The organism is Actinomadura sp. DC4 (assembly GCF_030406325.1).
Classification (GTDB): Bacteria; Actinomycetota; Actinomycetes; order Streptosporangiales; family Streptosporangiaceae; genus Actinoallomurus.
In genome coordinates, this window is record NZ_JAUEQY010000044.1 from 58,079 (window position 1) to 67,122 (window position 9,044).

The window sequence follows — 9,044 nt, forward strand, 5'->3', positions numbered from 1 at the left end:
GCATGTCATCGGGGGATCGGGTGCGGGGCGCCTTCGCGGGCCTGGCCATCGGGGACGCGGCCGGCTGGCCGGCCGCGCGCCATCGATGGGCGCTGCTCGCGCCGTGGACGCGGCGGCTGGGCCGCGAGCTGGACGCCTTCGCCGAGGAGCACCGTCTCACGGCGCTGCCGGTGCCGTTCGCGCTGAACCAGCCGGTCGCCCCGCTGGCGATCGGCCCCTCCGACGACGCGGAGTGGCTGGCCTGGACCGCGCGCACGCTGCACGACGACCGCCGGGCCGCCTTCGCGGCGCTCGACGAGGGCGTACGTGCCCGCGTCTCGGTCCGTACGGCGCTGGACAACCTGGCGCGCGGCACCGAGCCGCCGGCCAGCGGCCACGACAACCCGCACTTCTTCGACGACGCCGCGGCCGTACGCGCGGTCGCGTTCGGTGCGGCGTTCCCGGGCGACCCGGAGGCCGCGGTACGGGCCGCCCGCGCCGACGCGGAGATCACCAATGCCGAGGACGGCGTGCACGGGGCGGCCGCGATGGCCGCCGCGGTCGCCGTCGCGGTGGCGGGCGGATCCGCGGACGCGGTCGTGGCCGCCGGGCTGGGTGCGCTGCCGGACGGAACCGCGATCCGGCGGGCGGCGCTCGACGCGCTGGAGGTCCCCGGGGACCCCTTCGCCGTGGTCCCGGCGCTGGACGTGGCCGTGCAGGACCACGTGTACAGCTACGGACTGGCCGCCGCGCAGACCGTTCCGGTGGCGCTGGCGCTGACCCGGGCCTCCGGCGGCGACCTGAGCCGCGCCGTGCCGGCCGCCGCCTGTCTCGCGTCGCTGGCCGACTCGGCGCCGGCGCTGACGGGCGCGCTGACCGGCGCCATCACCGGCTACGCGGCCCTGCCGGAGAGCTGGCGGGACGCCACCCGCGTACTGGCCGGCTGCTGCCTGCCCGATCTGGCCGGCACGGACATCGTGGCCGTCGCGGATCGACTCGGCGCGCCCGGATTCGCCGGGCACGCCTCCAAGGAGGGAAAGCAATGACGCCGCTGCAGGACAAGGCCGTGGGCGCGATCGCCGGCGCGGCGGTCGGGGACGCGCTGGGCGGGGCCACCGAGGGGTGGACCCCGGAGCAGATCCGTACGCGCTACGACGGCTGGGTCACCGGCGTCGTACCCCCGTACTTCGAGGACTGGCCCAACGCCCGGCCCATCGCGCCGTACCACAAGGGCGACGGGCACATCACCGACGACACCCTCATGACGCACGCGCTGGTCCGGGTGTACGAGCGGGCCGGCGGCCACCTCGACGCGTACGCCGCCGCGGAGCACCTCGTGCCCGAGATGATGGGGGAGCGGCGCTGGATCCCCGACATGGACGCCGAGGCGCTTCCGCTGCAGCGCGTCTTCCTGGCCGAGAAGTGGCTGGTCCTGCGGCTGCACTACGGCCACGTGGACCCGCGTGAGGCCGGGGTCGGGAACATCGTCAACTGCGGCGCCGCGATGTACATGGCGCCGGTCGGCGTCGTCAACGCGGCCGACCCGGACGGCGCGTACGCCGAGGCGATCGAGCTGGCCGGAGCGCACCAGTCCAGCTACGGGCGGGAGGCGGCGGGCGTCTTCGCGGCCTCGGTCGCCGAGGCGATGCGCCCCGGCGCGACGCCGGACTCGGTCGTCGCCGCGGCGCTCCGGCTCGCCAGGGACGGGACCCGCGCCGCGATCGAGGCGGTCTGTGAGCGCGCACGCGCCCACACGCACTGGGAGGGCTCCTTCGAGGCGCTGCGGGAGGCGATCCGCCCGTACGACACGGTGGCCGACACCTACCGCGACCAGGGGATGGGCGCGCGCCGGCCGAGCCGCGTCCACAGCATCGAGGAGCTGCCGCTCGCCCTCGCCTTCCTGCTGGTCGCGAAGGGGGACTACCGCGACACCGTGCTCGGCGCGGTCAACTACGGCCGCGACGCGGACTCGATCGCGAGCATGGGCGGCGCGGTCGCCGGTGCCCTGGGCGGAGTCGAGGCCGTGCCCGCCGCCTGGCGCGAGGAGGTCGCCGCCGGAAGCCGGATGGACCTGGAGGCGCCCGGCCTGGCGATCGCGGCGGTGGCCGAGCGCGTGCACGCGGCGGACGTCGCGCGGCGGCGCGAGCACGAGCGCGCGTTCGGGGGGCTGCTGGGATGAGGCTGACCTGGGTTCAGCCGGAGGACCTCGTCGGGCACGAGCTGCGCCAGGCGGCGCAGGACGGCCGCGACGCCTCCGCGGTCGCGGAGCGCTGGCACGCCGCAGGCGGGCACGACGCGCCGCCGCGCGCCGGGGCCTCCCCCCGTACGGCGACGCCGGAGTTGCGCGGCCTGGCCGAGGATCTCCTCGCCGAGCTGGACACGATGGAGTCGCCACTGGACGAGCCGACCGGGCTGGCCGAGATCGTCGCGGCCTGCCCCGGCTGGCCCTCCGCCACCCCGGCCGCCGTGGCCGAGGACCGGCTGCACGGCGCCTGGCTCGGCCGCGCGGCGGGCTGCGTACTCGGCAAGCCGGTCGAGAAGATCCCGCGCGAGGGTATCCGGGAGATCGCCGAGGCCACCGGCAACTGGCCGATCCGCGGCTGGTTCACCGGGCGCGGCCTGCCGGAGGAGATCGCGGCCCGCTGGCCGTGGAACCGCCGCAGCGCGCCGAACAGCCTCGCCGAGAACATCGACGGCACGCCCGAGGACGACGACCTCAACTTCCCGATGCTGGCCCTGGCCCTGCTGGAGCGGCACGGACGCGGCTTCACCACCGACGACGTCGCGCAGGCGTGGCTGGACGAACTGCCCGCCGGACGGGTCTTCACCGCCGAGCGCGTCGCGTACCGGAACCTGCTGCTGGGCCTCGAACCACCGCGCACCGCGACGTACCGCAACCCGTTCCGCGAGTGGATCGGCGCGCAGATCCGCGCCGACGTCTACGGCTGGGTCAACCCGGGAGACCCGGCGACGGCGGCGGCGATGGCGCACCGGGACGCCCGCCTCAGCCACACGGCCAACGGCGTGTACGGCGCGATGTTCGCCGCGGCACTGTGCGCCGCCGCCCTGGTCGCCACGTCTCCGGAGGAGGTCCTGCGGGCGGGCCGTTCGGTGCTGCCCGAGGGCTCGCGCATGGCCCGCGCGGTCGACGACGCCGTCGCCTCGGCGCGCGCCGGGAGCGACCTCGACCGCGTCCTCGACGGCCTGCACGAACGGCACGCCGGGCTGCACTGGGTGCACTCGGTCAACAACGCGGCCCTGGTCGCGGCCGCCCTCGCGCACGGGGACGGCGACTTCACCCGCACCGTCGCGGCGGCCGTCGCGGGAGGCTGGGACACCGACTCCGACGGCGCCACCGTCGGCTCGGTCGCCGGCGCCCTCCTCGGGGCCTCGGGCATCCCCGCGCCGTGGACCGGCCCGCTGCGCGACCGGATCGCCAGCAGCCTGACCGGCTTCGACGGCGTGCGCATCGGCGATCTCGCCGCCCGTACGGCGGCCCTGCGGCCGTGAGACCCGAGGACCGCCCCACGCGCGTTCCGCTCGGGGACGGCGCGGACCTGTCGGTTCTCGGCACGGCCAAGATCTTCGCCGCGCCGGACGACCCGGGCGACCGGCCCGCGTGGCGCGCGGCCCTGACGCGGTGGCGGGATCGGGCGGTACGCCCGGCGCCGCAGTACCCGGCCTGGACGCGCGGCTGCTTCGCGGTCTGCGTGGCGTGGCTGTGGGACGAGACCCTGTACGACGCCGCGCGCGGCGTGTTCACGCCCGGGGAGTTCCTGCGCCACGGCGTCCGGGAGTTCGGCGGCTACGACGCGGTCGTGCTCTGGCACGCGTACCCGGTGATCGGGCTCGACGGGCGCGACCAGTTCCGCTTCTACCGCGACGTGCCCGGCCTCGCCGAGCTGGTCGCGGCCCTGCGCCGCCGCGGCGTACGGGTCCTGCTGGACTACAACCCCTGGGCCGCCGGGGGAGAGCCGCACGCCGAGACGCTCGCCGCGCTCGTCGCCGGCCTCGGCGCCGACGGGGTCTTCCTCGACACCATGCGCGAGGGCGGCCCGGCCCTGCGCGCCGCGCTCGGCCCCGGTGTGGCGCTGGAGAGCGAGTCGGCGGTGCCTCTGGGCGGCGTCGGGAGCCACGCGATGTCGTGGGCGCAGTGGTTCGGGGACTCCGCGGCGCCCGGGGTGCTGCGCACCAAGTGGTACGAGCGCCGGCACATGCTCCACCACACCCGCCGCTGGCACCGCGACCACTCGGCCGAGCCGCACTCCGCGTGGATGAACGGCTGCGGTGTCCTGGTCTGGGAGAATGTCTTCGGCTCCTGGGTCGGCTGGAACGCCCGCGACCGCGCGCTGCCCGGCGGGTACGGGAGTGTCCCGGCGCGCGGCGTCGCGGCCGTGGTGACCGAGCCGGGCGGCACGCCGCCGCGCTGGAGCGACGACACGGCCTTTCCCGCGCGCCCCCTTACACGTGTCCCGGCGCCGGTGGCGTACGGCGATCCGGGGCCTGCGGTCCGCCTGGCGCCGGGCCTCCATGAGCCGACGGTCACCCACCGCGTCCGCGAATGCGGTTTCGACGGCGGGGCGCCGTACGTGGACGCGTGGAAGCCGCTGCCGCCCGGCCTGCACGCGATCCGGACCGTACGCAGGCGCGGCCGGCTGCGGGCCGCCGCCGTGGCCGTACGGGAGGTGACGAACGCCGAGTACGAGACGTTCGTCCAGGCGAGCGGGTACGTCCCGCGCCATCTCGGGCGCTTCCTCGACCGTGACCGCGACACGCTGCCGGACGCCGCCGTGACCTGCGTCGACCTGGACGACGCCCGCGCGTACGCGGCCTGGGCGGGGCTGCGGCTGCCGACCGAGGACGAGTGGCAGGCGGCCGCGCCGCGCGCCACGGTCTGGAACTGGACCGAGAGCGAGCACACGGACGGCCGCACCCGTTCCGTGTTCCTGAAGGGCGGCCCGGAGCGGGCCGTCACCGGCTCGGAGTGGTACGCCGACGACGGCGTCCGCACGCCGGAGCACACGCTGAAACTGCTGCGCGCCCACCCCGCGATCGAACGATCCGCGGCCATCGGGTTCCGGTGCGCCGCCGACCTGGAGGAGCCCCTATGAGCGCGCCCCTGGAGGGTGTCCGCGTCCTCGACGTCGCGACGCTGTTCGCCGGGCCGATGGCCGCGATGTTCCTCGGCGACTTCGGCGCCGAGGTCATCAAGGTCGAGCACCCGCGCCGGCCCGATCCGTCGCGCGGGCACGGAGCGGCCAAGGACGGGGTCGGGCTGTGGTGGAAGATGCTCGGCCGCAACAAGCAGACGATCACCCTGGATCTGTCCTCCGCCGACGGGCAGGACCTCCTGCTCACCCTGGCCCGCGACGCCGACGTGATCGTCGAGAACTTCCGGCCCGGCACCCTCGAACGCTGGAACCTGTCCTACGAGCGGCTGCGCGCGGCCAACCCCGGGCTCGTGCTCGCGCGGGTCACCGGGTTCGGCCAGTTCGGCCCGTACGCGCGGCGGCCGGGCTTCGGGACGCTCGCCGAGGCGATGAGCGGCTTCGCCGCGATGACGGGTGAGCCGGACGGCCCGCCGACGCTGCCGCCGTTCGGCCTCGCCGACGGCATCGCGGCGCTGGCCACCGCGTACGCCGTGATGACCGCCCTGCGGGCGCGGGAGACGAGCGGCACCGGCCAGGTGGTCGACCTGTCGATCATCGAGCCGATCCTCAGCGTGCTCGGCGGCCAGCCCACCGCGTACGACCAGCTCGGCCTCGTCCCGCCGCGTACCGGGAACCGGTCGCTGAACAACGCGCCGCGCAACACCTACCGCTGCGCCGACGGCGCGTGGGTCGCGGTCTCGACGTCGGCGCAGAGCATCGCCGAACGCGTGATGCGGCTCGTCGGCCGGCCCGAGTACCTCGCCGAGCCGTGGTTCGCCACCGGCGCCGGCCGGGCCGCGCACGCCGACGAGCTGGACGCGGCCGTCGCCGGGTGGGTGGGATCGCGGACCCGCGCCGAGGTATTGGAGGAGTTCGAGAAGGCCGAGGCGGCCGTCGCCCCGATCTACGACGTGGCCGACATCATGGCCGACCCCCAACTCGCCGCGCTGGAGGCGATCACCACCGTGGACGATCCCGACCTGGGCCCCGTACGCATGCAGAACGTCCTGTTCCGGCTCTCGGAGACGCCCGGCGCGGTGCGCTGGACCGGGCGTTCCCACGGCGCGGACACCGACCGGGTCCTCGGCGCGCTCGGCCTCACCGCGGACGACGTCGCGGGCCTGCGGGAGCGGGGCGTGATCTGAGATGCCGACGCTGCTGTACGTCCCCGCCGACCGCCCCGGCCGGGTGGACAAGGCGCTCCGGTCCCGCGCGGACGTGGTCGTCCTCGACCTGGAGGACGCCGTGGCGCCCGCGCACAAGGAGGCCGCGAGGGAGGCCGTGTCCCTGCTGATCGCGTCCCCGCCGCGTCCGCTGCAGGTGCGGGTCAACGACCTGCGGACGCCGGAGGGCCGCGCCGACCTGGCCGCGCTCGGGCCCCTGCTGACCGCGACCGAGGGCGTACGGCTGCCGAAGGTCGAGTCGGCCGGGCAGGTACGCGAGGCGGCGGCGTCGGCCCCGGGCGCCGCGCTGCACCCGCTGCTGGAGTCGGCACTGGGGGTGGAGCGCGCGTACGAGATCGCGTCCGCCCATCCGGCCGTGGCGAGCATCGGCCTGGGCGAGGCCGACCTGCGCGCGGACCTGGGGGTGGCCGACGAGACGGCGCTCACGTGGCCGCGCTCACGCGTGGTGGTCGCGGCGCGCGCGGCGGGCCTGCCGGCCCCGGTCCAGTCGGTGTACGCGGACATCGCCGACCTGGAGGGCCTGGCGATCTCCTGCCGCCTGGGCCGGTCCCTGGGCTTCCGCGGCCGGGCGGCGATCCACCCGGCCCAGCTACCGGTGATCGCGGAGGCGTACCGCCCGGACGAGACCGAACTCGCCGCCGCACGCCGCGTCCTGGCGGCCTTCGCGTCGGCGGAGGACACGGGCGCGTTCGCCCTGGAGGACGGCGGTTTCGTCGACGCGGCAGTGGCCCGCCAGGCCGAACGCCTCCTCGCCGAGGCCGGCCCCGAACCCCCGGCCTGATCCGGAGACATCTCGGTGACAGGCAGACGTCACGCACGCGTTCCGCCGAGTGCACGGCGCTGATCCCCGGCGGCCGCTACCATCCGCGTGGTAATCGGCCGGGTTCGGGTCACGGGGGAAGCCCGATCATGGCCGTGCACCGGGGCTGCGGCATGGAGGTGGGACCGGCGTGCGCGAATCCCTCGGCGGTTGCGCGATGGATCGGCAGGACGAGGCGTATCTCCGCGCGGCCGTCGACGGTCCTTTCGTCCCGCCGGCGGAGGCCGGGCGTGCCGCGATCGTGTCCTCCTCGGCCGCCAAGGTGCTGCTCGGCGTGGCCGTCGCCGGGGCCGTCGTCGCGCTGGGCATCACGCATCGCGCGGCCGTCGACGCCGGCGGCAGCAGCCTGGCCGGCGCGGACGGCGAGTGGCTGGCCGTCGCCGCACTCGCCACCGTGGCGATGTGGATCGCCGGCACGGTGTCGCTGCTCGGCACGCTGCCGGTACGCCCCCCGCTCGGGCGAGTGTTCGCGGTGCAGATGGCCGCGTCCTTCGCCAACCACCTGATGCCCGCCGGCTCGGGGGCCATGGCGGTCAACGTGCGCTTCCTGCAACGTCACGGGATCAGCCGCGGCGCCGCCGTCGGCGCCGTCGGGCTGAACTCCCTGGCGACCGGCCTGACCCACCTCGCGCTGCTGGCGGGCGCCGTCGTGGTCGCCCCGGGCACGCTCCACCGGCTCGGCGCCCGGGTGCCGCGGCCCGCCGAGGCGCTGCCGCACCCCGGGCCGGGCTCGGCGCTGGTGATCGGCGCACTCGGGGCGCTGGCCGTGCTCGCCCTGACGCTGCGGGGGCCGAGACGGTGGCTGGGCCGCCGCGCCGTACGGCCCGCGACGGCGCTGACCCGCATGGCGCGGGAGATGGGCGAGCTCAGAGCCGTGCTGCGGCATCCGGGCCGGGCGGCGGCGCTGTGGCTGGGGTCGGTCGCCCTGCCGTTCTTCCACGCGCTCATCCTGTTCTCGATCCTGCGCGGCCTCGGGGTGCCCATGACGATCGGCACCGTCGTGGTGGTCTATCTGGGCGTGTCCTCGCTGGCGGCCGTCGTCCCGTCGCCGGGGGGAATCGGCGGGCTGGACGTGGCGCTGGTCACCGGCCTGGTCGCGGCGGGCGCCTCGTCCACGGTGGCGGTCGGCACGGTGCTGGGCTACCGGATGATCACCGTCTGGCTGCCGCTGCTGCCGGCCGCCGGCATGTTCGCCGTGCTCCTGCGCCGCCGCATCATCTGACCCGGCTCCGGCCGCGTGCCAGGGGGAGCGGTCACGCGCCGCGCTCGCCGCGGTGTTCGCGCTCTGGAAGGCCACCGGCCGGCCGTTCGACGTCAGGCTGGTCACGGACCTGCCCGGCGAGCTGCTCTACTGGACGGCGATCCTGTTCTCCAACACGCTCGGCACCTCCCTGGGCGACTTCCTCGCCGATGACGCCCACCTCGGTTTCGGCGGCGGCGCCCTGCTGATCAGCGCCCTGCTCGCCCTCGTCCTCACCGCCAGGTGGCTCAACCCGGTCTCCACCGCGCTGCTGTTCTGGATCGCGTTCGTGCTGACCCGCCCGCTCGGCGCCACCGCCGGAGACCTCTTCGGCAAACCCGTGGTCAAGGGCGGCCTCGGGTACGGCACCGCCGGCGCCTCGCTCATCATCGCCGCCGTACTCCTGGCGCTGGTCGTCCACCAGGCCAGGCACCGGCGGGCCGTCCCCGCCGTGCATCGCGGGATGTAGCCCTACACCCGGAGGGTGAACGTTCCGGCGGGGGAAGTTCGTCCGTCCGGGCGAGGGCCGGCGCGCCGGGACGGCCTAGTGTCCTGAGTCTTAATTTCTGTTTATATGTGTAGGCTCGGTGGGTGGCGCGTACAGGGCGGCCGAAGGCCGAGTTGTTATTGACCGATGAGGAGCGGGCTGCGCTTGAGGGGTGGGTGCGGCG

At 75.7% G+C, this 9,044-nt stretch carries 8 protein-coding genes; all 8 read left to right on the forward strand.

The window, feature by feature from the left end; genetic code table 11:
• Nucleotides 1–2: 2 nt before the first annotated feature.
• The 8 genes from QWU11_RS43085 to QWU11_RS43120 all read left to right on the forward strand — a co-directional run bounded on the left by QWU11_RS43085 (nucleotide 3) and on the right by QWU11_RS43120 (nucleotide 8,842).
• Nucleotides 3–1,025 (forward strand): ADP-ribosylglycohydrolase family protein, encoded by a 1,023-nt coding sequence (locus QWU11_RS43085; RefSeq protein ID WP_290120375.1) that lies wholly within the window; start codon nucleotides 3–5, stop codon nucleotides 1,023–1,025.
• Entirely contained in the window at nucleotides 1,022–2,158 is a 1,137-nt protein-coding gene (locus tag QWU11_RS43090) for an ADP-ribosylglycohydrolase family protein (RefSeq protein ID WP_290120376.1), read from the forward strand. Before QWU11_RS43085 ends, QWU11_RS43090 begins: the two co-directional genes overlap by 4 nt.
• The gene (locus QWU11_RS43095; RefSeq protein WP_290120377.1) at nucleotides 2,155–3,489 is read left to right on the forward strand and encodes an ADP-ribosylglycohydrolase family protein; all 1,335 of its coding nucleotides are present in this window, start codon (nucleotides 2,155–2,157) and stop codon (nucleotides 3,487–3,489) included. Before QWU11_RS43090 ends, QWU11_RS43095 begins: the two co-directional genes overlap by 4 nt.
• Complete coding sequence (locus QWU11_RS43100) at nucleotides 3,486–5,090, forward strand: SUMF1/EgtB/PvdO family nonheme iron enzyme (RefSeq protein ID WP_290120378.1); 1,605 nt, start codon at nucleotides 3,486–3,488, stop codon at nucleotides 5,088–5,090. The genes QWU11_RS43095 and QWU11_RS43100 overlap by 4 nt, the downstream gene beginning before the upstream one ends.
• Nucleotides 5,087–6,274: a CoA transferase gene (locus QWU11_RS43105; RefSeq protein ID WP_290120379.1), complete on the forward strand. Its 1,188-nt coding sequence runs from the start codon at nucleotides 5,087–5,089 to the stop codon at nucleotides 6,272–6,274. The genes QWU11_RS43100 and QWU11_RS43105 overlap by 4 nt, the downstream gene beginning before the upstream one ends.
• A 1-nt stretch (nucleotide 6,275) precedes the next feature.
• Entirely contained in the window at nucleotides 6,276–7,094 is an 819-nt protein-coding gene (locus tag QWU11_RS43110) for a CoA ester lyase (protein WP_290120380.1), read from the forward strand.
• 169 nt (nucleotides 7,095–7,263) lie between these two features.
• Nucleotides 7,264–8,355 (forward strand): lysylphosphatidylglycerol synthase transmembrane domain-containing protein, encoded by a 1,092-nt coding sequence (locus QWU11_RS43115; protein ID WP_290120381.1) that lies wholly within the window; start codon nucleotides 7,264–7,266, stop codon nucleotides 8,353–8,355.
• A gap of 52 nt (nucleotides 8,356–8,407) precedes the next feature.
• Nucleotides 8,408–8,842, forward strand: a complete 435-nt coding sequence (locus QWU11_RS43120) for a hypothetical protein (RefSeq protein WP_290120382.1) — start codon at nucleotides 8,408–8,410, stop codon at nucleotides 8,840–8,842.
• Nucleotides 8,843–9,044 lie beyond the last annotated feature (202 nt).

Excerpts from the sequence above, each read along its gene's own strand:
- QWU11_RS43105 (WP_290120379.1), top strand. The coding sequence starts at position 5,087 with ATGAGCGCGCCCCTGGAGGGTGTCCGCGTCCTCGACGTCGCGACGCTG.
- QWU11_RS43095 (WP_290120377.1), top strand. The coding sequence starts at position 2,155 with ATGAGGCTGACCTGGGTTCAGCCGGAGGACCTCGTCGGGCACGAGCTG.
- QWU11_RS43090 (WP_290120376.1), top strand. The coding sequence starts at position 1,022 with ATGACGCCGCTGCAGGACAAGGCCGTGGGCGCGATCGCCGGCGCGGCG.
- QWU11_RS43085 (WP_290120375.1), top strand. The coding sequence starts at position 3 with ATGTCATCGGGGGATCGGGTGCGGGGCGCCTTCGCGGGCCTGGCCATC.
- QWU11_RS43110 (WP_290120380.1), top strand. The coding sequence starts at position 6,276 with ATGCCGACGCTGCTGTACGTCCCCGCCGACCGCCCCGGCCGGGTGGAC.